The following is a 21,987-nucleotide window of genomic DNA, read 5'->3' as shown; positions in this document are numbered from 1 at the left end:
TATTTTTGAGGGTGTGCCAATGTCCAATGACGCAATGCTGGCTTTAAAACGCTTTGTTTCGCAGCTGGCTTACAGGTTTTAAAAGCGGATGCGTCATCTCTATACTCTGCTTTTCGGTTTAATTTTACCTACCGTTTTGTTCCGGCTTTACTGGCGCGGCATCAAAGCGCCGGCGTACCGGCAGCGTTGGCGCGAACGCTTAGGAATCTATTCTGCTTCGTCAAAGCGCGATGTCATCTGGTTGCACGCCGTGTCGGTGGGCGAAGCGGAAGCGGCTTTTCCGTTGCTTAAGCTATTACAGGCTGAATATCCGGAAATACCGGTTTTGGTCACCACTACCACTCCTACCGGTTCGGCGCGAGTTCAAGCTGTGCTGGCTGACCAAGTCGAACATGTCTATCTGCCTTACGATTTGCCATTTATAGTCGAGCGCTTTCTTAAGCATTTTCGGCCAAGGCTGGCGGTGATCATGGAAAAAGAGATCTGGCCGAATTTGTTTGCCGCCTGTGCAATACAGGCGATTCCACTATTTGTGATAAATGCGCGATTGTCCGAGCGATCTGCGCGTTCTTATCGAAAAATCCCGCGGTTGGTTAAACCTGCGCTGGCTTGTGTGCAGACGCTTGCAGTGCAAACTGAGGAAGATCGTTCGAGGTTTATCGAGATTGGCGCTGAATCGGCGCAAGTACAGGTCCTCGGGAATATCAAGTTTGATGTAACGATAGATGCGGCTACGGTCGCGGCTGGGCAGCTATTGAAACAACAATTATTTGCCCGGCGCTGGGTTTGGATCATAGCCAGCACTCATCAGGGCGAAGAAGAGATATTTCTGGCGCTTTACCCGGTTCTTAAAGCATCGATACCCGAATTGCTGTTGTTGATAGTGCCACGCCATCCCGAGCGCTTTCAAGCAGTTAAAAAGCTCTGCGAACAGCAGGGTTTGGCGGTGGCGATGCGTAGCGAGCAACAGCAGCATCATGAGCAAACCGACGTTTATATCGCTGACAGCATGGGCGAGTTAAAAATGTTGTACGCCGCAGCAGATCTGGCTTTTGTCGGCGGTAGTCTGGTGCCGGTCGGAGGGCACAATGTATTGGAACCGGCCGCCATTGGCGTGCCAGTGTTATTTGGCTCGGAAATGTTTAATTTTCAGGAAATTGCCGAGCGCATTTTAGCCTTGGAAGGGGCGATGCAGTGCCGTGATAGCCAAAGCCTAACCGATGCTGTGTTGCGTCTCTATCGCGATGTAGCGTTTAGAAATAGATTGATCGATAACGGCAGGTCGTTTGTACAAAATAACCAAGGCGCTACAAAACGGGTGGTGGGTTTGTTGGCGCAGTACCTGTAAGTTTTACGTGTGGATTAGGGCGGTTAGCGGGCAATTCGTTGAGGTTTTCCGTTATAATTCGCCCGTTTTTTAATTTGTAAAAGGTGTGAAGCGCATTATGTCCGATATTAAAAAAGTGGTGTTGGCCTATTCCGGTGGTTTGGATACCTCGGTTATTTTGAAATGGCTGCAAGATGTCTACGACTGCGAAGTGGTGACATTTACCGCCGACATCGGCCAGGGTGAAGAACTGGAACCGGCCAGGGCAAAAGCTACGGCAGCAGGCATCAAGGAAATTTATATCGACGATTTGCGTGAAGAGTTTGCCCGCGATTTCGTATTTCCGATGTTCCGCGCCAATACTATTTACGAAGGCGAATATTTGCTGGGTACTTCGATTGCCCGCCCCTTGATTGCCAAACGCTTGATCGAAATTGCTAATGAAACCGGCGCAGACGCGGTCTCTCACGGCGCGACCGGCAAGGGCAACGACCAAGTGCGCTTTGAGTTGGGCGCTTATGCTTTGCGTCCGGATATTAAAATCATCGCCCCTTGGCGGGAATGGGATTTGAATTCCCGGCAAAAACTGCTGGATTATGCCGAACAGCATAGCATTTCCGTGGAAATGAAAAAGGGTAAAACCTCGCCTTATTCCATGGATGCCAACTCGCTGCATATTTCTTACGAAGGCCGGATTTTGGAAAATCCCTGGACTGAACCTGAAGAAGATATGTGGCGCTGGACCGTATCGCCGGAAAATGCCCCGGATCAAGCCACCTACGTCGAGCTGACGTATCAGAATGGCGATATCGTCGCCATCGACGATGTGCCGCACACGCCGCATCAGGTGATGGAAAAATTGAACAAAGTTGCCGGTGCCAATGGCGTTGGACGTCTGGATATCGTCGAGAACCGCTATGTCGGTATGAAGTCCAGAGGCTGCTATGAAACGCCTGCTGGCACTGTGATGTTGAAAGCGCACCGAGCCATCGAATCGCTGACATTGGACCGTGAAGTGGCGCATTTGAAAGATGAGTTGATGCCGCGTTATGCGTCCTTGATTTACAACGGTTACTGGTGGAGTCCGGAGCGGGCGCTGTTGCAAACCATGATTGATGCCTCGCAGGTCAACGTCAACGGTAAGGTACGGGTCAAACTGTATAAAGGCAATGTGGTCGTAGTCGGTCGGGCCTCGGAAACCAATAGTTTGTTCGATGAAAATATCGCGACTTTTGAAGAAGATGGCGGCGCTTACAACCAAAAAGATGCCGAAGGTTTTATCAAACTGAACGCCCTGAGAATGCGGATTGCCGCAAAAAAAGGCCGCTAGTTGCGGTTTGTATAAAACAGGACATTTTTGATTTAGCTTGTATAATGCGCCGATGTATTTCCGTTGGGTATGGGGTGCCGTTTAGGCAGCGCATGCCCAAGGTAATATCTATAAAGCTTCCCGATTAGCAACACTAAAAGAATAATGAGCGATATGCCTGAGATTAATCTGGATGATGTCAATACCGATAAGCATGAGATAGTCTATCTGCGCGCCCATCAGCATCAGGCGCTGATGAAGGCTAATCGCTTTTTGTTAATGCTGGTTCTGGCGTTGATGGCGGCGGTTTTTTTGTTGGGTTTTGTATTACTGCCTAAACAAAATCTGTTGACCGAAATACAAAAGCACCAGCCTATTTCGACAGCATACGCGACGCAGAATCCTGCGCTATCCGCCGAAATCAGCGCCTTGAAAGGCCAGTTGTTCGGCTTGTTAAGCGGGTCTATCGACAGCAAACTAAGAGCCCTGGAAGAGAATATCAAAAAGGGTAGCGTGGCCGATTCCCTGGAGACTATTCAGGATTTGAAGGGCGATGTGAAGATACTAACGACCTATTCTGTCGATTCGCCGGCTAAGGTTGAAGGTGCGGCTGTCAACCAGATTCTGATCAAAGAGCTGAATGACATTAAGGATTTGGTCTATTTGACCTTTGTGTCTTGCGGTTTAATGATAGCAGCGATTGCCGGTGTTTGGCTGCGCAACCGTTACCGGTTGACCCATCAACCTAGCCAACAGGCCTATCTCGGCAAACAAGACTAATACGGCGTATTCTTGACGACATAAAAAAGCCGCTATCCGAAAGGGTAGCGGCTTTTTCTTTGCCCCGAAAGGCTACGATTATTTTTTCAAATATTCGTAAACTGCATCGATAGCTTGGTCTTCGGTGTAACCTGCTTTTTTCACAGGACCGACTTCCATGATAGCTGCAACAGCTTTAGGCATACCGTTTTTGCCTTCTTTCAGAACTTTAGCGAACTGGTCTTTAGGCAGTTTACCGGCGCTGATCAAAGCCGATAATTGTGGGTTGGAAGCGATGTCATGGCAAGCGCCGCAGCCACGACCGAAAGCACGCTCATAAATTTTCGCGCCGATTTCTTCCGCTTCGTTAGCTGCAACTTGTCCGCTGATAGCGATCAAAGCTGCGCCTACTAATAAACCGAATGATTTTTTCATATGATTCTCTCGTTGTGTTTAAAAAAAAGAACTGCATATTGTTATTTTGCATAGGCAGTTCATTGGGAAATTAAGCGGGTAAAGGATAGGGAACTTTAGCGAAAAATTCAATCGATTTTCTCTGTGGTTCGCGCCTTTACCGGGTTTGCGGGCTGATTTTTCCAAGTAAAACTTAACATCGTCTGAAATAGGGAAAAATTCATGTGCGCTTAGTTTTGGCTGGGTTGAAACCATTCCAGCTGTTTGCGTAGACGTACTACCGTGCCCACTATGATCAAGGTCGGTGGTTTAATGTCCGCGTTTTCGACGCGTTTAGGCATGTCGCCCAAGGTGCCGGTAATCACCCGTTGATGGCGAGTGGTGCCTTGCTGAATTAACGCAATTGGTTGATCAACCGGGCAGCCATGTTCGATCAGCGATTGGCAGATCGTCTCCAATCCCACCAGGCCCATATAAATTACGACGGTTTGGTTAGGAGAGGCTAACTGGCTCCAGTTGAGGTTGATGTTGCCGTCCTTCAAATGCCCGGTGACGAAGGTACAGGACTGCGCATGATCGCGATGAGTCAGCGGTATGCCGGCGTAGCTAGCGCAGCCGGCGGCAGCGGTAATGCCTGGTACGACTTGAAACTGAATGCCTTGCTGCATCAGGGTTTCGATTTCTTCCCCGCCACGGCCGAAAATAAACGGATCGCCGCCTTTCAGGCGTGCGACGCGCTTGCCCGACAAAGCCAGATTCGCCAGCAACTCGTTGATCGATTCCTGCGGCAGGCTGTGATTGCTGCGTTGTTTGCCGACGTAGATTTTTTCGGCGTCGCGGCGCACCATCTCCAATATCTCCTCGGAAACCAGGCGATCATAAACGATCACATCCGCTTGCTGCATCAAGCGTAGGGCTCGGAAAGTGAGTAAATCGGGATCGCCGGGGCCGGCGCCGATCAAATACACTTCGCCACGATTTTGTGTCTGCTCAGCCGCATCGAGTTTGGCTTGCAATTCTATTGCAGCTTGCTCGCGGCGGCCGGAAAACACCAACTCGGCGATATGGCCTTGCAAGGCGTCTTCCCAAAATACCCGGCGGCGGTTCGGTTCTTTGAGTCGTTCCTTAACCAATGCCCGAAAATCCTCGGCAAACTGTGCCAGCAGCCCGAACGCGCCGGGAATGGTACTTTCCACCTTGGAACGCAGTAAACGCGCCAGTACCGGTGACACGCCGCCGGAAGACACGGCTACGATCAATGGCGAGCGATCAACAATCGCCGGAAAGATAAAACTGCACAAATCGGGATTATCGACCACATTCACTGGAATATTTTGCGCTGTAGCAGCCTGAGCGACCGCTTCGTTGATCGTGCGCTGGTTGGTGGCGGATATGACCACGCGCATGCCCTTCACATCATCCGCTGCAAAGGCTTTTTCTTGGATAAGTACGCGATTATCTCGGCCCATTTCCGCGACGCTAGCGCCAATTTCCAGAGCCACCACGGTAATTCTCGCCCCGGTTTTTGCCAAGAGTTCGATTTTACGCGAGGCGATTTCGCCGGCGCCGACAACCAGGCATGGCTGGTCTTTTAGTTTCAAGAAAAGCGGGAAGTAATCCATGGTGCTTGATTTTCGTGGTCTGGGGTTGGTGTTATTATAAGGGTTGTCTAAAGAACAGTTGAGTGAACACCACTATGATCGAATTTGATTTGGAAGTCGATGCCAGCGGATTGCAATGTCCGTTACCGTTGCTGCGTTTGAAAAAGGCGATTATGGAAGTGGAAAGCGGTAGGGTAGTCAAAGTGATTGCTACCGATCCGGCGGCTCATCTGGACTTTGGTGTCTATATCGATCAGGCGGGTCATATTCCGCTGAAGATATTCAAGGAAGCCGATAAACAAGTGTTCTTTATACAGAAAAAATAGAAGCGATTCAATATTATAAAGGTTCAAAATAACCTGCTTTTGAACCTTATCCTCAGCGTTTATTTCCTCAAGCTAATAATCGGCCAGTTTGCTTTTTGAGCAACTTCCCTTAGTTTTTCGTCAGGATCGACGGCAACCGGTTTATCCACCAAGCTTAATAGCGGCAAATCGTTATGCGAATCGCTGTAGAACCAACTGCCTGCCAGCGTTTCCGTGGAATTTGCCAGCCAGTCGTTTAGCTGCGCGACTTTTCCTTGCTGAAAGCAGGGCGTACCGTTGAATTTACCGGTGTAGCGACCATCGATAAATTCCGGTGTGGTGGCCAGTAGGTTGTCGATACCATAGAGTTTTACGATCGGTTCGGTGACGAAGCGATTGGTGGCGGTGATCACCAGCAAGGTGTCACCGGCTGCGCGATGCTTTTCTACCAATGCCTGGGCCGCCTCCAGCATGATCGGCTCGATCAGCGTTTCGACGAATTCAGCGCGCCAGCGATACAGTTGTTCGGCGTCGTATTGGGCTAGTGGCGCCAGTGAAAAATGCAAAAACTCGACAATATCCAGAGTGCCGTGTTTGTAATCCTCGTAAAATTTTTTATTGGCTTGTTCATACTGGTCTTTGTCGACAATGCCACGGTCGACTAAAAATTGGCCCCATAAAAAATCGCTATCATCGGCGATCAGCGTGTTATCCAGATCAAAAATCGCTAAGCTCACGGCAAATCCGTCGTCATAAAGAAAAAAGTAGCGGCCTGTGGCGTCCGCCGGTTATTTGTGGAACAATTGCGCCATTCATTTTAATGGCCGTGCCGTTGTTAATTTTAACATCCAGGCATTAGCAACAGGGCGGCAAATAATACAGGTTTTTACATGATAGACTCGAAAGGATACCGGCCTAATGTCGGCATTATCCTTTGCAATGACGAGGGTCGTGTGTTTTGGGCAAAGCGCAAGGGCGCTAATTCTTGGCAGTTTCCGCAGGGCGGAATCGATGGCGACGAGGATCCGGAAACCGCGATGTATCGGGAGTTGTGGGAGGAAACCGGCTTGTGCGCGGAACATGTGCAACTGCTGGGACGCACCCGTTATTGGTTGCGTTATAAATTGCCGGATCGGTATATTCGCAAAAACTCCACGCCGTTATGCATCGGTCAGAAACAGATTTGGTTTATTTTGCGTTTAATGACCGATGAGTCGAATGTCAGGTTCGATTGCGGGCACAAACAGGAGTTCGATAACTGGAAGTGGGTGGAATACTGGTACCCGCTGAAAGACGTGGTCTACTTCAAGCGCCGGGTGTACCGCAAAGCGATGGACGAACTAGGGGCTTTGCTGATTGCCAACGATGTGGGTGTCAACGCCGAGAGTTATTTATCAGGAAGATTGGCGTTTGGTTAGTAACTGTGCTGGTTGGTTTGTAAGTCGTTCATGTTGATGGGCAAGCGATAGCACCTGGAACGCAAGTCACCGTCATCGCCCAATTCGAAGACCCTGTATCCTGGTGCTAGCGTGTCCAGTTCAAACTCGGTAGCAAACGGCTTGAACTGAAAACAGCTGGCCGGCGTAGCGAATATCGCTATTTGTTTATGATTAGTTTGCATTTCTTGATGCAAATGTCCGCAAGTGATGGCCTTAACCTGCGGAAATTGTTCCGCTATTGCCAGCAATGCCTCGCCATTCTCAATTTGCATCGTATCCATCCAACTGCTCCCGCTGGCAACACAATGATGATGTACCGCCAGCAGGGCAGGCATGTCATGTGCGCTTAGCGTTTGCTGTAAAAATGCCAGTTCTTCCGGTGATAAAAACCCAGCGGGGCTTCCGGGTTTTTGGCTGTTTAGGGCAATAATCTGCCAATTCTTTAGCAGCACATGGTTACGGCAACTGACGAGACCTTCATTCAGCTCAATTGCCATCAGTTCCAGGTCGTCATGGTTGCCGGGCAAACACAGGCAAGGTGTTTGATAAGTTTGCAGATGCCGGCAAATTCGCCGGTAGCTGTCAGCGCTAGGGTCTTGGCCCAAATCGCCGGTCAATAAAATCAGATCGAATGGGCCGAGAGTGGCATGCGCGTGGGCTAGGGTTTGCTGGAAATACTGTTCGGTATCTATACCAAGCATCCTGTCGCCGGCATGCGGCAATATATGTAGGTCGGTTATTTGCAAGACTTTTAAAGCGCGCATTGGTCAGCGCAGACAGGGATAGTAGGCTTGGCTGTTAGGGTGAACCTCACTCAAGTCTTCGTTTTTACCAATCCAGCGGTAATTAGAGTGCTGTTGTGCCGGTAGCTGATTAATATCCAGATCCAACTGCAATTGATAGCCTAAAACCACGTAATGGGTAGTGATGCCCGGCTGTTTGGCAAAATTAGTCTCATACAAATGGGTGAAGGCGCCCAGTAAATCAGCGTTTTCGATGTTGTAGGCAGTGCCTAATTCGGTTTCTGTGATTCTTTGAAACGCGGCTGCCAATGTTTCTGATTTATAAATTCTGCCGCCTGGCACGAACCAATAGCCGGCCGCCGGTTCATTCATGCGCAAGCCCATCAATATTTCATCCCTGCTGGAGCGCACAATCAAGTCAATAGCGACTAGAGGGGTGTTTTTTACGACTGTAAGAAAGTCCTGCTTATCAAGCATCCGAAATCCTGAAGGCTGAGTAAATGGAGAATGGGATTAGACGTCTTTATACAATACCTTGGCATTGCGCTGATAGTTGTAAGCGCTTTTCATCGGTTCGGGCAAATCGTCGATTTCGCAGGGCGCAAAACCGCGCTCGACAAACCAATGCACGGTTTGCGTGGAACGTACGAACAAACGGCGAATAGTTTCGGATTTGGCTTTGTTGCTTAGATAGTCCAATAAGCTATTACCACGCGCGCCTTTTTGATAGTCGGCATGCACAGCCAGACAAGCAATCTCTGCGCTGTTGCCGTCGGCCATCACATGAAAAGCCGTGCAACCGATGATCAAGCCATCACGCTCGATGACTATATAGTCGCCAATTTCCATCTCCAGCTTTTCCCGCGAACGCTTGACCAGGATACCTTGCTGCTCCAAAGGTTTGATCAGCTCCATAATGCCGCCGATGTCGTCCAATGTCGCCGCGCGTATGGTTTCGAACGCGTTGGAGCTGATCAACGTACCGATACCGTCGCGGGTAAATAGTTCAAGAAGCAGGGCGCCATCCACATGCCGATTGATCAAGTGCGCGCGCTGTACGCCTTTTTCGCAGCTTTGCATCGCGGCGCGTAATGAACGGGCGACTTCATCCGGGACCGTTGGCGTCTCTTGCAATAGTGATGATACTTGAGCCGTGGTGAGCTGTTGGATGGGGTGATTATCGCCAGGCGATACGCAATTTTGTTCGGTCAACAAAATCAACTTTTCGGCTTGCAAGGCGATGGCTACTTCGGTTGCCACTTCCTCGGCCGACAGATTAAAGATTTCGCCGCTGGGCGAATAACCGATAGGTGAAATCAATACCACATTGTGTTGATCCAGTTGCTGATGAATGGCTTGTGCATCGATACGCCGGACCTTGCCGGTGTGGCTATAGTCGATGCCATCCAGTACGCCCAAGGGTTTGGCGGTGACGAAATTGCCGGACGCCACACGAATCTTGGCGCCGGCCATCGGCGAGCCGGAAACGCCCATAGACAATAACGCTTCGATTTCCACCCGCACTAAACCTGCGGCTTGTTTGACGTATTGCAGCGTGGTGGTATCGGTAATCCGCAAATGGTGATGAAACTGCGGCGTGTTGCCGTGAACGTTCACCTGTTCGTCGATTTGCGGACGAATGCCGTGCACCAGCACCAGCCTGACACCCAGACTCCTCAACAAGGCGAAATCGTGAATCAGATTATCGAAATCCGGCTCTGTTACCGCATTGCCGCCAAAAAAGAGCACAAACGTACGGTTGCGGTGGGCGTGGATGTAGGGCGAAGAATTTCTGAACCAATTAACGAAAGTTGATTGATGTTCCATGGTGTGTTTACAAATCGGTTGCGGGTTTGCTGGCTGCTTAGTTTAACTTTGCCGGCGGTAAAACCCAATCAGGGCGGGTTATTTGGTTTTTTTCCAACGGCTGGCCACATAATCCAGCGCTTCTTGAATGTTGAGGTCCCGAGTGCCACCGCCGGTTCGTACGAAGAATTTGGGTGCGTTGCTCTGAGTCAGAAATACGGGCCGATGTGAGGGGGAAACAATAACCCGGCAGACATCGCGGTCGGTCAGCTTATGAAACAGCACGTGTATCAGCGGACATAAATCGGCGCCCAGATGGGTGGAGACTGCTGTCATCAAAGTTTGCTCGAAACCGTCGTGGTCAGGCTTTTTCAGCGTTTGGAAATCCGATTCCAGGCCGAGGACTTCACCATTGTCGGCCACGCCGATCAGCAAGGTGCCGCCAACCGGACTATTAAAGAAACCCGCCAGGGTTTTCATAATCACGCCTTCCAGGGCCTTATTGACGCGTTGCTCCTGAATATCCCAGCGCAGCGACGATTTAAACTCCAGCAACGGTCCTTCGCCTTGGCGGATGATGGTCGGCAAATCCTTTTCCAGCTCGGTTTTCAATGCGTCCAGATCCACCAGTCGTTTATGCAAAATCTGATAAAAGCCTAGTGATAGCAAGCCCAGTAGCGCGCCAATTTCGGCGTAAAACAGGATCAGGTTATTCTGATTAATTTGGCCGGTCATCACCTCTTTAAACTGACTCAAAACGAATTCGACCGAGGAAAGCGGGTCGGCGTTGCGCTCGCGCGAACTGATGTAGTCGTAACTGGGCGCCAATAAAAATATTCCCATTCCAGCACCTATCCAGCCGGCTACGAAATAGATTTTCAGCTTTTGTTTCCAGATGTAGAGCAGTTGGAGAAGGAAGCGTTTCATCAGCGATTTGGATTAAGGCGAAGTTGGGGCGGTAATGGATCAATTACACAGTTGAGCCGGTTTGATCACTTCAGCCGCAATCTGTACCAAAAATTATGCACTGGCCCCTTGTGGGGTACGGCGCTGAAAATTTTGGCGAAGTTTGTCAGGCGTTAACCGGAATTGTGAGGCGGCTTTCAGACATTTTGGAAGCAGCAGATGACCACGTGTTCGTTGATATCCAAAGTTAAAGACTTGATGGCGTTTTAACAGCCTAAACCATCAAGCCTTTATAGGGCATCGTCGACTTACTGATCTTCGAGCCTGGACAAATCCCGCACCGCACCCTTGTCGGCGGATGTGGCAAAAAAGGCATACGCTTTCAGCGCCACTGACACTTTGCGGGGACGCAGCTTGGCCGGTTTCCAGCCCAATTTGTCCTGCTCGGTGCGGCGTTGGGCCAGTTCTTCGTCGCTGAGCAAGACGTTGATCGTGCGATTGGGAATATCGATACGAATGCGGTCGCCATTTTTCACTAAACCAATCGCGCCGCCTGCCGCCGCTTCCGGCGAACAGTGACCAATCGATAAGCCGGAGGTGCCGCCGGAAAAACGGCCGTCGGTCAATAGCGCGCAAGCTTTGCCTAAGCCTTTGGATTTGATATAGCTGGTTGGGTAGAGCATTTCCTGCATGCCGGGCCCGCCTTTGGGGCCTTCGTAACGCACCACCACCACATCGCCCGCTTTGACTTTGTTGTTGAGGATGTTCTCCACCGCTTCGTCTTGCGATTCGACCACATGGGCGTTGCCTTCAAATACCAGTAGGCTGTCATCGACGCCGGCTGTTTTGATCACGCAGCCATCCAAAGCAATATTGCCATGTAATACCGCTAACCCGCCTTCTTGGCTGAAGGCATGGTCAATCGAGCGGATACAGCCTTCGGCACGATCGGTGTCCAGGCTGGGCCAACGGGTGTTCTGACTGAATGCTACCTGAGTCGGAATGCCGGCGGGGCCAGCCATATAAAATGTTTTTACGGCATCGCTGGGGGTGGCAGTGATGTCCCATTGCGCCAGGGCATCGCCGAGAGTTTTGGCGTGCACGGTCGGTACATCGGTGTGCAAGCGGCCAGCCCGGTTAAGTTCGGCCAGAATTGCCATGATGCCGCCGGCGCGATGCACGTCTTCGATATGATATTTGTTGGTGTTGGGCGCGACCTTGCACAATTGCGGCACTACTCTGGACATGCGGTCAATATCCGCCATGGTGAAATCGATGCCGGCTTCTTGAGCAATCGCCAATAGATGCAAGATGGTGTTGGTGGAGCCGCCCATGGCGATGTCCAGCGCAATCGCATTTTCAAAGGCTTTAAAACCGACCGCACGCGGCAGCACCGATGCGTCATTTTGCTCGTAATATTGTTTAGCGAGCTCGACGATACGGCGACCGGCTTGTTTGAACAATTGTTCGCGGTCGGCATGGGTGGCTAATACGGTGCCGTTGCCCGGCAGCGACAGGCCGAGGGCTTCGGTTAGACAGTTCATCGAATTGGCGGTGAACATGCCGGAGCAGGAGCCGCAGGTCGGGCAGGCCGAGCGTTCGACAGCCGCCAGATCGGTATCCGATACGTTGCTGTCTGCGGCCATGACCATCGCGTCGACCAAGTCCAGCCTCTTGATGTCAGCGCTTTCGGCCAACCGTACTTTACCGGCTTCCATCGGGCCGCCGGAAACAAAAATCACCGGGATATTGATGCGCATGGCCGCCATCAACATGCCTGGGGTGATTTTGTCGCAATTGGAAATGCAGACTATGGCATCAGCGCAATGCGCATTGACCATGTACTCGACGCTGTCGGCAATCAAATCCCGGCTGGGCAGGCTATACAGCATGCCGTCGTGCCCCATGGCAATGCCGTCGTCAACGGCGATGGTGTTGAATTCCTTGGCAACGCCGCCGGCCAGTTCAATCTCGCGCGCTACCAATTGACCAAGATCTTTTAAGTGTACGTGGCCCGGCACGAACTGGGTGAAGGAATTAGCTACAGCGATAATCGGTTTATTGAAATCGCCGTCTTTCATGCCGGTGGCGCGCCACAACGCGCGCGCTCCCGCCATGTTGCGGCCCTGAGTGGTAGTATGAGAACGGTATGCAGGCATGATGATTCCAACTGAAAGCAAAAGCGGCGCTCAAACTGCCGCGGGAAGGGGCGTCATTTACCGCAGACTGGTACTGCGGATAAATAGTTTAAAAATTAAAAACTGTCCCAGCCGCTGGAGCGGCGGCGCCAGCTGAGTTTGGGCAGAATAAAGCCCAGCAATACACCGAATAAAGCCAAGCCGCCGCCGTACAAAAACCAATCCTGGTTACTGCTGTCGGTCAATGCCTGATTTTCGCGTTTCAATTGCTGTAGTTCGCGCTCGACGGAGATGACGCGTTCCTGCAATTGGTCGCGCTGTTGCTTGAGTTGTATCGCATTGGCGGCGGTTTGCTGAAGTTCGCTGAGGTCTGCGCTGAGCTTATCGCGTTCTTTGCCAATTTCCTGGCTGTTGGCTTGTCCGGCTTTAAGTTGTTTATTTTCTTCCTGCAGCGCTTCGAGTTTTTTGCTGGCGGCTTCCAGCTGATTGCGGGCGCTGGGTTCGCCTGTCAAGTAGCGGCTGAGAATGAAGCCCTCCGCGCCGTTGCTGGTTTGTATATAGGTGTAGCCGTTTTCGGTACTTTCTTGCAATACGCTGACCGGAATGCCGTTTTCCAACATTTTGACGATCTTGGTGCGCTCGCTTTCGCCGCTGCGTAGTGGCACCTCGACTTTGTCGGTGACGTAGGCGGTCCTTGCCATGGCAAGCGGGCTAATCAGCAGACAGGCAAACATGTAGGCAAAAGTTTTTTTCACAGTATCACTCTTCGTTCGGCGTAAAGAAAGCGGCGATTCTAGCGAAATTATCGGCAGATGAGAAATTCCAGCAGCGCTTTCTGAGCGTGCAGGCGATTCTCGGCTTCCGGAAATATCACGCTTTGTGGGCCGTCGATAACCTCAGCCGTCACTTCTTCGCCGCGATGAGCCGGCAGACAATGCATGAACAGCGCATCGGCTTTGGCGGCAGCCATGGTTTTGGCGTTGACCTGAAAATCCTTAAATACGAATTCGCGTTTTTTCTGTTCCTCTTCCTGGCCCATGCTGGCCCAGACATCGGTCACCACCAAATCGGCTTGCTGTGCGGCTTGCTCCGGCGTATTGAAAAACGCCACTCTATGTCCGGCGGCATCGACGATACTTTGCTGCGGACGGTAATCGACAGGGCAGGCGATGTTCAATTTAAAATCGAATTGGCGAGCCGCATTGATATAGGAATGACACATATTATTGCCGTCGCCGATCCAGGCTACGGTTTTGCCGGCGATGTCGCCGCGCAATTCGAAATAGGTTTGCATATCAGCTAACAGTTGGCACGGGTGCAGCAAATCGGTCAGGCCATTGATAACCGGTACCCGCGAGTGCTGGGCAAAGGTGGTGACCGTTTCGTGATTGTTGGTGCGCAGCATAATGCAGTCCACCATGCTGGAAATCACCTTGGCGCTGTCTTCCAGGGGTTCGCCGCGACCGAGTTGCGTGTCGCGAGGGGATAGAAACAGCGCACTGCCGCCGAATTGAGCCATGCCGGCTTCGAAGGAGATACGGGTGCGGGTCGAGGATTTTTCGAAAATCATCGCCAGCACTTTGCCTTTCAAAGGCTGATAGTTCGGATCGCGATGGGTTTTGAGTTGAATCGCCCTTTGGATCAGGGTGTGTAATTCGGCGCTGGACAAATCCAGCAGACTGATGAAGTGTCTGGGTTGCATGGTTATTGTCTGCTAAATTCCTGAATGAGCGCTGTCAAAGTTTCTGTCAGCGTTGTTATTTGTGCGTCGTCGATGATCAGCGGTGGCAACAAACGGATGGTGCTGTCGGCGGTGACGTTAATCAACAAGCCTTGTGCCAAGGCTTTGCTGACTAACTCGCCGCAAGGCCGGTCTAATTCGATGCCTATCATCAAGCCCTTGTGGCGAATATCGACGATGTGCGGGTTGTTAGCCAGTGCGTTTTTGAAGCGTTGGCAAATTTGCTCGCCTTTTGATTGCGCATCGGTGATCAAGGTGCTGCTTGATAAAGTTTCTAGTACCGCTAAGGCCGCGCTGCACGCCAGTGGATTGCCGCCAAATGTCGAGCCGTGATTGCCGGCTTGTAACACGTCCGCCGCTTTGCCTCGTGCCAGACACGCGCCAATTGGCACGCCGTTTCCCAAGGCTTTAGCCATCGTACATACATCTGGCAGAATGCCATTATGTTGAAAAGCCAGAAAGCGCCCGGTACGGCCGGTGCCGGTTTGAATTTCGTCCAGCATCATCAGCAGATTGTGCCGGTCGCATAGAGCGCGAATTTGATTTAAGTAATCCGCGGCCGGAATATTCACCCCACCTTCGCCTTGCACCGGTTCGACCAAGATTGCGACGATGTTTTTATCGGCGGCGAGAGCTGCTTCGATAGCCGGAATATCGTTGTACGGCACATGAGTAAATCCGGCCAGCAGCGGCGCAAAGCCTTGCTTGATCTTGGTGTTGCCGGTGGCGCTCAGCGTGCCCATAGTCCGGCCATGGAAGCTTTTTTCCATGGTCAGCACCACCGGATTGTCTATGCCTTGTTGATGCCCGTATTTGCGAGCGATTTTTATCGCCGCTTCGTTGGCTTCGGCGCCGGAATTGCCGAAAAACACATTATCCATGCCGCTCAATTCGATCAATTTATCCGCGAGTTGCGACTGGAGTTCCACGCCGTAGAGATTGGAGGTATGCAGCAAGGTTTTGCTTTGCCGGCACAGTGCTTCGTGCACGGCCGGATGGGCGTGGCCGAGGTTGCACACGGCAATGCCGGCGACTGAGTCAAGATAGCGACGGCCATCGGTATCCCACAGCCACGCGCCTTCGCCGCGTGCAAAAGTGACCGACTGGCGGGCATAGGTAGGCATGATGTGACTGGTCATTGTGCTAAGACTCTGAAAGTGTTTTGAAAAACGCTATTCGCTCGAAAAAAGCGCGCGATTATATTTTTTTCATCTCATATAAGCAATAAATAGTTTTTCCGGAAAATCCGGTAGTTTGCTCGACTTGTAACCCCTATCGGAGCGGCTTAGAGGAAATTTTCGCGTGTCGGGGCGTTTGTTATAAATCTGTAACATTGATGCTTTAAATTCTCGCAAATTAAGCTGTTTCGACCGGTTTGAGATTGCCGGCGATTACTCACAAAGGACTTGCGTTGAACGACAACGAACATCTTTTAGACGATAAAAAGCACATCGTTTCGATCCGGTTGAACAATTCCGACCGGATTGCCGTACGTGCCATGGCCGCTCGGCTGTTTGTGCGTGAGTCGGAATTGTACCGGTTTGCGGTCTACCATTTGCTAAATCGTTTACACAAACTGCATGAAGACACGTGCGTCGGCAGCGATTTATTACCGTTATTCATCGAGTTTAAAGATGAGCTCAACACGCATTTAGGCTTAAAAAAGCATCAGCTATTCAAGATTTTTAATGGCAAGAACCCCGATCCGGAAAAATTCGTATCAATGGCCGATATTGAGCTGTTGCTATTGCCGCAGCATGCGGTGCGTCAGCGCTTGCAACAAATGAATGAGGCCGCCGGGCAGCGTCGAGCCGATACCAACGCCTGGCTTTTGGAATATTTGAAGGATAAATATCACTTCAGCGTGTATGACGCGGATGTGGAGTTGCCGTTTCTGGATTCGCTAGCGCTGGAAAATAGATAAATCGTCAGCCATTTCAATTATCTCGGTCGTCATCGGTTCAGCTGAAGCTGAGAGCTTGCAACGTATTTCTCTAGCGTCGTGTCCCTGAGAATGCGTATAGCTGGACAGTGCTAGGGCGTTTTAGCTATGCTCAGCAGACTTACTGTTTTGTTGCGCGGAGGCTGCATGTCATTGACCCCATCTTTGTTTCCGGAATTAATTCAAGCACTGATTGATACCATCGATGCGCATGCCGAGGAAGTAACCGAACTGGATCAAGCGATAGGTGACGGCGATCATGTGTTTAATTTACAGCGTGGTTTGCAGGCCTTGCGCGAGCATGCCAGCGAGATTGCGCCACTCGACTGGGTGGCGGCCTGGCAGAAAATCGGCATGACGGTGATGGCTGCTGTCGGCGGTGCTTCCGGCTCTTTGTATGCGACCTTGTTTATCGCGCTGGCAAAGAACAGTAAAGATAAAGTCATTGATTTATCCGGCTTCTCTGAAATATTCCAACAGGCGGTGGAAGCCGTGAAGCAGCGCGGCAAGGCCGATGTCGGCGAAAAGACCATGTTGGATGTGCTGGTGCCGGTGGCTTTGGCTTTGCGAGATGAGGCGGCTGCCGGTACAGGACTGGGGGAGATACTGGATCGGCTTTGCGCTGTGGCGGCCGAAGGTGTGGAAGCCACGCGCGAAATGTTGGCTACCAAGGGTCGCGCTTCGTTTTTAGGCGAGCGCAGCAAGGGCCATATCGATGCCGGTGCCAAGACTGCGCAGTTGATGATCGCGGCGATTGCCGAGGTGTTGAAAAACGCTCAGGTTCAACCCGCTTAGCTTGTTGCCTGCTTCAACAACCCCAGCGCAACGCAGCGGTATTAACTGGTGCATCCCAAAAACCCAGCATTTCCTCGTCCAGTAGCGTCAGCGTTAGCGAACAACCGGCCATATCCAGTGATGTGGTGAAGTTGCCGACCAAAGAGCGCTGGACGATCACGCCGCGTTTGCTGAAATATTGCCAGGCCAATTCGTAAATCAAATGTAGTTCTATCAATGGTGTTGCGCCGAAGCCGTTCACATGCAGCAGCACGGCTTGGCCGGCGGCGGGTTGCAATTCATCGAAAATATGTCCGGCTAATTGGTCGACAATCTCGCTGGCGCTCACCAGTTTCACCGTTTCGCGGCCGCGTTCGCCGTGGATGCCGACACCCAACTCGATTTCGTCGTCGGCAATAGCAAAAGTTGGATGGCCCAAGGCCGGCACCGTGCAGCTGCTTAAGGCGACGCCCATCGACGCGGTGGCTTGATTGACGCGCTCGCCCAGCGCCTTGCAGGTGGCTAAGTCAGCGCCGGATTCGGCGGCGGCGCCGACGATTTTCTCGACGATGGCGGTGCCGGCCACGCCTCTACGGCCGATGCTGTGGGTTTTGGGTAAGGAGATGTCGTCGTCAATCAAAACGCTGGCGTTGGGGAGGTCCAGCATCTCGGCGGCCATTTCAAAATTCATCACATCGCCGGCATAATTTTTAACGATAAACAGAACGCCAGTGCCGCCATCCACGGCTTGCGCCGCTGCCAGCATCTGGTCTGGTGTTGGCGAGGTAAATACTTGGCCGGGGCAGGCGGCATCGAGCATGCCGACGCCGACGAAACCACTGTGCAAAGGCTCATGACCGGAGCCGCCGCCAGAAATCAGCGCGACCTTGCCGGTTTTGCGTACGTTTCGGTATACGAATCTTGGTTCCGGATTGAATTGCACGATGTCGGCATGGGCTTTGGCAAAGCCCTGCAGGCTGGTTTGTAATAAGGTGTCCGGGCTGTCGATAAATTTTTTCATGATTCGCCTCCGCTGTTAGGGTGTGGAATGAGCTTAGAGTTTACTGTTGCGCAAGCTTTCGGTGATGTCGCGTATGTCTGGCACAATCCAGGTTGGACCGAAATCGGCTGCGGCGACATCTTGTTCGGTGGATACGCCGCTGAGTACCATCAGGCTGCGGATACCGGTGCGCACTGCGCCGAGAATGTCGGTGTCCAGCCGGTCGCCGATGGCGACAGTATAGGCGGGCTCGACATTCAGCAGGCTCAATGCTTGTCGGTAAATGATAGGCTCCGGTTTGCCGATAATCATCGGCTTAATGCCGGTGGAAGCGGTCAAGCCCGCCAAAATGGCGCCGTTGCCGTGCGTTTCGCCGCGTTCGGTCGGTAGCGAAAGGTCGCCGTTGGTGCCGATGAAGTGCGCGCCGGCTCGCAGATTCAGAGTGGCGGTGGCTAGTTTGTCCCAGCTTAATTCTTTGTCCATGCCGCAAACAACCAGATGCGCGCGCTGGTCTGGCTCGGTCTCGTAAAGTCCGGTAAGTTTAAAGCCTAAATCCAGCAGCGGTTGCCTGGCTCCGATGCCGCCAATCACAAATACCCGAGTAGTTTGTGGATCGTAGCGTTCAGACAAATACAGCGCGGTGGCCATCCCCGACGTCAGTATCTCATTCAAGGCTACTGTCACGCCCATTTTTGCCAGCTTGTCGACGTATTGTTCTGCTGTCAGGCTGGCGTTATTGGTAGCCAGGATGAAAGGTAGTTCTAAATCGCGCAAGGTCTGAAAAAACTCAACAAGTCCGGCTTGAGCGCGGTCGCCGTGCCAAAGTACGCCATCCATGTCTATGATTAGGGCGCGGATGTCGGTGAAAGCTTGCATAAACGGTCTCGGTTGCTTGGGTTGTTTAAATGGGGTTTGTGTCTGCAAAGTCTGATATTTAGCGCTAAAAATGTCAGGAATTTGCGGTGCGCAAGAATTGCATACATCACCGCTTGCTGTCCAGTTAGCCGGGAATAGCGGTATTTTCCTTGACTAATTGTTTGTAACCTAGTTTAATGCGCGGCTCTTGACGCCCAGGTAGCTCAGTCGGTAGAGCAGAGGACTGAAAATCCTCGTGTCGACAGTTCGATTCTGTCCCTGGGCACCATTCATTCTGGTTTTAGGTTAAGACGCTGCCCAGGTAGCTCAGTCGGTAGAGCAGAGGACTGAAAATCCTCGTGTCGACAGTTCGATTCTGTCCCTGGGCACCACCTAAACACAAATATTCTCCTCGCAATAGCGTTTGATCGGCTGAAGCCTCTCAAATCCATGATTTCCCTCGTTTCAGTTAGCAAGCAGCTGGCGTAGCGCCTCAATTCAATGCTATTTCTTTTTGAGATTTTGCCGGCGCGCGAGCTTGCAGGCTTCGTCTCCAATGTCAACCTTGTAAATTTCGGTGCGAACACAATTCTGTCGAGAGTGCAGGTTTCAGTATTTGGCCAAGTTCATTATACGGTGGCGTGTAATGCCGATTTACATCCTTGAAAGATATGGTTATAATTCGGTCTTTAATTTTTCGCCGCAGTTTTTGAGGCGGTAAATTATTTCCTGACAAGCGTGGTTTTTTTGAGATTATCGTCTCGATAAACGAGTGTATTACCCTTAATGCTGTTTCAGGCGTGGTTTTGCTAAGAAAGCCCCTATAAGGGGTTTTTTCTTTTGTGGGCTTTCGAAAACGCGAAGCCTACGGGTTTTGGTTGTTTATGGAAGAGCCTGAGGCTCTTTTTTTTTGGGTTTGAAAAGGCGAGGCGTTAATGAAACAGGCTCCTGAACATTTGGTGGATTTGATCGAGCCAATTGTGGAAGGTCTTGGCTATGAGTGTGTGGGGATAGAGTACAACCCGCATCCGACACACGGCATGTTGCGCATTTATATCGACAGCGAAAACGGTATTTTGCTGGAAGATTGCACCAAGGTCAGTCATCAGCTCAGCGGAGCTTTGGATGTCGAAGATCCGATTCAAGGCGAATATCAGTTGGAAGTTTCTTCGCCTGGTGCGGATCGGCCGTTTTTCAAGCTCAGCCAATTTCAACGTTTTTTGGGGAGCACTGTACTGGTGAGTTTATTTAAACCCATCGATAAACGCCGCAAAATTACCGGGCAGATTAAGGCCGTCGAAGGCGAGACTGTTCTGTTGCAGGATGGCGAACAATTATTAAACATCCCGTTTCAGGCAATGAGCAAGGCACGCTTGGTGCCGGATTACTTACTCACTAAAGGAGGTCGCAGTGGCAAATAAAGAGATTTTATTAGTAGCAGACGTTTTTGCTAACGAAAAGGAAATAGACAAGGAAATTATCTTTCAGGCCATTGAGTCCGCTTTGGAAGCGGCGACCGTCAAGCGTTACGAAAACCCGATTAAGGCCAGAGTAGCCATTGATCGCCATACCGGCGATTATTCGACCTATCGTCGATGGCTGGTGGTTGATGCCAATCCGGAAATCAATGGTGATGTCGAGCATCCTGGCTGGCAGGTGTTGCTGGAAGTTGCGCAATTCGACAATCCCAATATTCAAGTTGGTGATTATGTGGAAGAAGAAATCGAATCGGTCGATTTTTGCCGGATTGCCGCGCAAACCGCCAAGCAAGTCATCATTCAGAAAGTTCGCGAAGCCGAGCGCAAGAAAATTGTCGAAGCCTATCAAGATCGCGTCGGCGAGTTGGTCACCGGCGTCGTCAAGCGCTTGGAAAAAGGCAGTGTTTACCTGGATTTGGGTGGTCATGTCGAAGCCTATATTGCCCGGGAAGATATGATCCCGAAAGAGCCGGTCAGAATGGGTGACAGGGTGCGCGGTTATTTGAAAGCGGTGCGCTCCGAGCCGCGCGGTCCGCAATTGTTTGTCAGCCGCACCGCGCCTGAATTATTGATCGCACTGTTTCGTTTGGAAGTGCCGGAAGTCGGTGAAGGTTTGATCGACATTTTGGCGGCGGCTCGCGATCCCGGTTCCCGCGCGAAAATTGCCGTCAGAGCCAACGACCCGCGCCTGGACCCCATTGGTGCCTGTGTCGGTATGCGCGGCTCCCGAGTACAAGCTATCTCGAATGAATTGGCGGGCGAGCGGGTCGATATTATTTTATGGAACGGCAACGACGCGCAATTCGTGATTAATGCAATGTCGCCGGCGGAAATTCAATCGATTGTGGTCGATGAAGATAAGCACAGCATGGACGTGGCCGTTGCCACCGACAGTTTGTCGCAAGCTATCGGTCGCGGTGGTCAAAACGTGCGCTTGGCGACCGAATTGACAGGTTGGGAGCTAAATATTCAAGACGCCGCGCAGGTAGATAAAAACCACGACGAAGCAGCAGCCAAATCCAAGCAGCAGTTCATGGAGTTGCTGGATGTCGATGAAGAAATCGCCAGCATTTTGGTTGATGTGGGATTAAATAATATCGAGGAAATTGCGTACATTCCCGTCGACGAAATGTTGGAAATCGAAGGCTTCGACGAAGAGTTGGTGGAAGCTTTGCGCACTCGCGCCAAGGATGCTTTGTTGATCAGTGCTATCGCATCCGAAGAAAAAATTGAAACCGCCGTGCCTAGCGAGGAATTGTTGGCGATGGAAGGCATGGACGAAGAGTTGGCGCACCAAATGGCGGCCAAGGGTATTGTGACCTTGGACGACTTGGCGGAGCAGGCGATAGACGACATTATCGAATTTACCGGCATGACCGAGGAGCGTGCTGGTAAACTAATCATGAAAGCCCGCGAATCTTGGTTCGCAGAGGATAAGGGCTGAGGCAGG

At 51.4% G+C, this 21,987-nt stretch carries 22 protein-coding genes and 2 tRNA genes; 11 read left to right on the top strand and 13 right to left on the bottom strand.

Going from position 1 to position 21,987, the window contains the following annotated elements; genetic code table 11:
* The first annotated feature begins 88 nt into the window (after nt 1-88).
* The 3 genes from waaA to EBB_RS12035 all read left to right on the top strand — a co-directional run bounded on the left by waaA (nt 89) and on the right by EBB_RS12035 (nt 3,416).
* Nucleotides 89-1,348 (top strand): lipid IV(A) 3-deoxy-D-manno-octulosonic acid transferase, encoded by a 1,260-nt coding sequence (waaA, locus tag EBB_RS12045; RefSeq protein WP_192394085.1) that lies wholly within the window; start codon nt 89-91, stop codon nt 1,346-1,348.
* Between the two features lie 97 nt (nt 1,349-1,445).
* Complete coding sequence (locus tag EBB_RS12040) at nt 1,446-2,657, top strand: argininosuccinate synthase (RefSeq protein WP_192394084.1); 1,212 nt, start codon at nt 1,446-1,448, stop codon at nt 2,655-2,657.
* A 144-nt stretch (nt 2,658-2,801) separates the two neighbouring features.
* On the top strand, nt 2,802-3,416 hold the full coding sequence (locus tag EBB_RS12035; RefSeq protein WP_192394083.1) for a hypothetical protein: 615 nt from the start codon (nt 2,802-2,804) through the stop codon (nt 3,414-3,416).
* 78 nt (nt 3,417-3,494) lie between these two features.
* Here EBB_RS12035 and EBB_RS12030 read toward each other — a convergent pair whose 3' ends face one another.
* Both EBB_RS12030 and cysG read right to left on the bottom strand, forming a co-directional pair.
* On the bottom strand, nt 3,495-3,830 hold the full coding sequence (locus EBB_RS12030) for a c-type cytochrome (protein WP_020482446.1): 336 nt from the start codon (nt 3,828-3,830) through the stop codon (nt 3,495-3,497).
* 209 nt (nt 3,831-4,039) lie between these two features.
* Nucleotides 4,040-5,431, bottom strand: a complete 1,392-nt coding sequence (gene cysG, locus EBB_RS12025) for a siroheme synthase CysG (protein WP_192394082.1) — start codon at nt 5,429-5,431, stop codon at nt 4,040-4,042.
* A gap of 74 nt (nt 5,432-5,505) precedes the next feature.
* Between cysG and EBB_RS12020 the strand changes: the two genes are divergently transcribed.
* Nucleotides 5,506-5,736, top strand: a complete 231-nt coding sequence (locus tag EBB_RS12020; RefSeq protein ID WP_020482444.1) for a sulfurtransferase TusA family protein — start codon at nt 5,506-5,508, stop codon at nt 5,734-5,736.
* Between the two features lie 59 nt (nt 5,737-5,795).
* Here EBB_RS12020 and EBB_RS12015 read toward each other — a convergent pair whose 3' ends face one another.
* Entirely contained in the window at nt 5,796-6,452 is a 657-nt protein-coding gene (locus EBB_RS12015; RefSeq protein ID WP_192394081.1) for a histidinol-phosphatase, read from the bottom strand.
* 153 nt (nt 6,453-6,605) lie between these two features.
* Here EBB_RS12015 and EBB_RS12010 point away from each other — a divergent pair, with 153 nt between their 5' ends.
* Nucleotides 6,606-7,133 (top strand): RNA pyrophosphohydrolase, encoded by a 528-nt coding sequence (locus tag EBB_RS12010; protein WP_020482442.1) that lies wholly within the window; start codon nt 6,606-6,608, stop codon nt 7,131-7,133.
* Here EBB_RS12010 and cpdA read toward each other — a convergent pair.
* The 8 genes from cpdA to EBB_RS11970 form a co-directional block, all read right to left on the bottom strand.
* Nucleotides 7,130-7,918, bottom strand: a complete 789-nt coding sequence (gene cpdA / locus EBB_RS12005) for a 3',5'-cyclic-AMP phosphodiesterase (protein WP_192394080.1) — start codon at nt 7,916-7,918, stop codon at nt 7,130-7,132. The two genes, EBB_RS12010 and cpdA, sit on opposite strands and share 4 nt — an antisense overlap.
* A 3-nt stretch (nt 7,919-7,921) precedes the next feature.
* Complete coding sequence (locus EBB_RS12000; protein WP_192394079.1) at nt 7,922-8,374, bottom strand: GDP-mannose mannosyl hydrolase; 453 nt, start codon at nt 8,372-8,374, stop codon at nt 7,922-7,924.
* Nucleotides 8,375-8,410: 36 nt separating this feature from the next.
* Nucleotides 8,411-9,724 (bottom strand): amino-acid N-acetyltransferase, encoded by a 1,314-nt coding sequence (argA, locus tag EBB_RS11995; RefSeq protein ID WP_192394078.1) that lies wholly within the window; start codon nt 9,722-9,724, stop codon nt 8,411-8,413.
* A 78-nt stretch (nt 9,725-9,802) separates the two neighbouring features.
* The gene (locus EBB_RS11990; protein WP_192394077.1) at nt 9,803-10,630 is read right to left on the bottom strand and encodes an AlbA family DNA-binding domain-containing protein; all 828 of its coding nucleotides are present in this window, start codon (nt 10,628-10,630) and stop codon (nt 9,803-9,805) included.
* A gap of 287 nt (nt 10,631-10,917) precedes the next feature.
* Nucleotides 10,918-12,768 carry a dihydroxy-acid dehydratase gene (ilvD, locus tag EBB_RS11985; RefSeq protein WP_192394076.1) on the bottom strand — a complete coding sequence of 617 codons (1,851 nt, stop codon included), beginning with the start codon at nt 12,766-12,768 and terminating at the stop codon, nt 10,918-10,920.
* Nucleotides 12,769-12,863: 95 nt separating this feature from the next.
* Nucleotides 12,864-13,502 carry a TIGR04211 family SH3 domain-containing protein gene (locus tag EBB_RS11980; protein ID WP_229427575.1) on the bottom strand — a complete coding sequence of 213 codons (639 nt, stop codon included), beginning with the start codon at nt 13,500-13,502 and terminating at the stop codon, nt 12,864-12,866.
* 47 nt (nt 13,503-13,549) lie between these two features.
* On the bottom strand, nt 13,550-14,449 hold the full coding sequence (gene argF, locus EBB_RS11975) for an ornithine carbamoyltransferase (RefSeq protein ID WP_192394075.1): 900 nt from the start codon (nt 14,447-14,449) through the stop codon (nt 13,550-13,552).
* A gap of 2 nt (nt 14,450-14,451) precedes the next feature.
* Complete coding sequence (locus tag EBB_RS11970; protein WP_192394074.1) at nt 14,452-15,627, bottom strand: acetylornithine transaminase; 1,176 nt, start codon at nt 15,625-15,627, stop codon at nt 14,452-14,454.
* A 272-nt stretch (nt 15,628-15,899) separates the two neighbouring features.
* Between EBB_RS11970 and EBB_RS11965 the strand changes: the two genes are divergently transcribed.
* Both EBB_RS11965 and dhaL read left to right on the top strand, forming a co-directional pair.
* Nucleotides 15,900-16,412, top strand: a complete 513-nt coding sequence (locus EBB_RS11965) for a hypothetical protein (protein WP_225587418.1) — start codon at nt 15,900-15,902, stop codon at nt 16,410-16,412.
* Nucleotides 16,413-16,577: 165 nt separating this feature from the next.
* On the top strand, nt 16,578-17,225 hold the full coding sequence (gene dhaL, locus EBB_RS11960) for a dihydroxyacetone kinase subunit DhaL (protein WP_192394072.1): 648 nt from the start codon (nt 16,578-16,580) through the stop codon (nt 17,223-17,225).
* Between the two features lie 13 nt (nt 17,226-17,238).
* Here the strand turns inward: dhaL and dhaK are convergent, their stop codons facing one another.
* Nucleotides 17,239-18,225 carry a dihydroxyacetone kinase subunit DhaK gene (gene dhaK, locus EBB_RS11955; RefSeq protein WP_192394071.1) on the bottom strand — a complete coding sequence of 329 codons (987 nt, stop codon included), beginning with the start codon at nt 18,223-18,225 and terminating at the stop codon, nt 17,239-17,241.
* Nucleotides 18,226-18,258: 33 nt separating this feature from the next.
* Nucleotides 18,259-19,080, bottom strand: coding sequence for an HAD-IIA family hydrolase (locus tag EBB_RS11950; protein ID WP_192394070.1), 822 nt, complete (start codon nt 19,078-19,080; stop codon nt 18,259-18,261).
* Between the two features lie 192 nt (nt 19,081-19,272).
* On the opposite strand from EBB_RS11950, the gene EBB_RS11945 reads away from it, so the two are divergent.
* The 4 genes from EBB_RS11945 to nusA all read left to right on the top strand — a co-directional run bounded on the left by EBB_RS11945 (nt 19,273) and on the right by nusA (nt 21,981).
* A tRNA-Phe gene (locus tag EBB_RS11945) sits at nt 19,273-19,348 on the top strand.
* A 27-nt stretch (nt 19,349-19,375) separates the two neighbouring features.
* Nucleotides 19,376-19,451 (top strand) — tRNA-Phe (locus EBB_RS11940).
* Between the two features lie 543 nt (nt 19,452-19,994).
* Complete coding sequence (gene rimP, locus EBB_RS11935; protein ID WP_020482428.1) at nt 19,995-20,480, top strand: ribosome maturation factor RimP; 486 nt, start codon at nt 19,995-19,997, stop codon at nt 20,478-20,480.
* Nucleotides 20,470-21,981 carry a transcription termination factor NusA gene (gene nusA / locus EBB_RS11930; protein WP_192394069.1) on the top strand — a complete coding sequence of 504 codons (1,512 nt, stop codon included), beginning with the start codon at nt 20,470-20,472 and terminating at the stop codon, nt 21,979-21,981. The genes rimP and nusA overlap by 11 nt, the downstream gene beginning before the upstream one ends.
* The last annotated feature ends 6 nt before the right edge of the window (nt 21,982-21,987 follow it).

It is taken from the genome of Methylomonas fluvii (genome assembly GCF_014850975.1).
Classification (GTDB): Bacteria; Pseudomonadota; Gammaproteobacteria; order Methylococcales; family Methylomonadaceae; genus Methylomonas; species Methylomonas fluvii.
The sequence above is the reverse complement of the archived record's forward strand: the minus strand, read 5'-3'. Positions and strand labels throughout refer to the sequence as shown.

What these genes read in the sequence shown, in the direction of transcription:
- EBB_RS11950 (WP_192394070.1), bottom strand. Translation starts at nt 19,080, where the DNA reads ATGCAAGCTTTCACCGACATCCGCGCCCTAATCATAGACATGGATGGC.
- argF (WP_192394075.1), bottom strand. Translation starts at nt 14,449, where the DNA reads ATGCAACCCAGACACTTCATCAGTCTGCTGGATTTGTCCAGCGCCGAA.
- ilvD (WP_192394076.1), bottom strand. Translation starts at nt 12,768, where the DNA reads ATGCCTGCATACCGTTCTCATACTACCACTCAGGGCCGCAACATGGCG.
- cpdA (WP_192394080.1), bottom strand. Translation starts at nt 7,918, where the DNA reads ATGCGCGCTTTAAAAGTCTTGCAAATAACCGACCTACATATATTGCCG.
- cysG (WP_192394082.1), bottom strand. Translation starts at nt 5,431, where the DNA reads ATGGATTACTTCCCGCTTTTCTTGAAACTAAAAGACCAGCCATGCCTG.
- EBB_RS11990 (WP_192394077.1), bottom strand. Translation starts at nt 10,630, where the DNA reads ATGAAACGCTTCCTTCTCCAACTGCTCTACATCTGGAAACAAAAGCTG.
- EBB_RS12030 (WP_020482446.1), bottom strand. Translation starts at nt 3,830, where the DNA reads ATGAAAAAATCATTCGGTTTATTAGTAGGCGCAGCTTTGATCGCTATC.
- EBB_RS12020 (WP_020482444.1), top strand. Translation starts at nt 5,506, where the DNA reads ATGATCGAATTTGATTTGGAAGTCGATGCCAGCGGATTGCAATGTCCG.
- EBB_RS12040 (WP_192394084.1), top strand. Translation starts at nt 1,446, where the DNA reads ATGTCCGATATTAAAAAAGTGGTGTTGGCCTATTCCGGTGGTTTGGAT.
- argA (WP_192394078.1), bottom strand. Translation starts at nt 9,724, where the DNA reads ATGGAACATCAATCAACTTTCGTTAATTGGTTCAGAAATTCTTCGCCC.
- waaA (WP_192394085.1), top strand. Translation starts at nt 89, where the DNA reads ATGCGTCATCTCTATACTCTGCTTTTCGGTTTAATTTTACCTACCGTT.
- EBB_RS12010 (WP_020482442.1), top strand. Translation starts at nt 6,606, where the DNA reads ATGATAGACTCGAAAGGATACCGGCCTAATGTCGGCATTATCCTTTGC.
- dhaL (WP_192394072.1), top strand. Translation starts at nt 16,578, where the DNA reads ATGTCATTGACCCCATCTTTGTTTCCGGAATTAATTCAAGCACTGATT.
- EBB_RS11970 (WP_192394074.1), bottom strand. Translation starts at nt 15,627, where the DNA reads ATGACCAGTCACATCATGCCTACCTATGCCCGCCAGTCGGTCACTTTT.
- rimP (WP_020482428.1), top strand. Translation starts at nt 19,995, where the DNA reads ATGAAACAGGCTCCTGAACATTTGGTGGATTTGATCGAGCCAATTGTG.
- EBB_RS12000 (WP_192394079.1), bottom strand. Translation starts at nt 8,374, where the DNA reads ATGCTTGATAAGCAGGACTTTCTTACAGTCGTAAAAAACACCCCTCTA.
- EBB_RS12035 (WP_192394083.1), top strand. Translation starts at nt 2,802, where the DNA reads ATGAGCGATATGCCTGAGATTAATCTGGATGATGTCAATACCGATAAG.
- dhaK (WP_192394071.1), bottom strand. Translation starts at nt 18,225, where the DNA reads ATGAAAAAATTTATCGACAGCCCGGACACCTTATTACAAACCAGCCTG.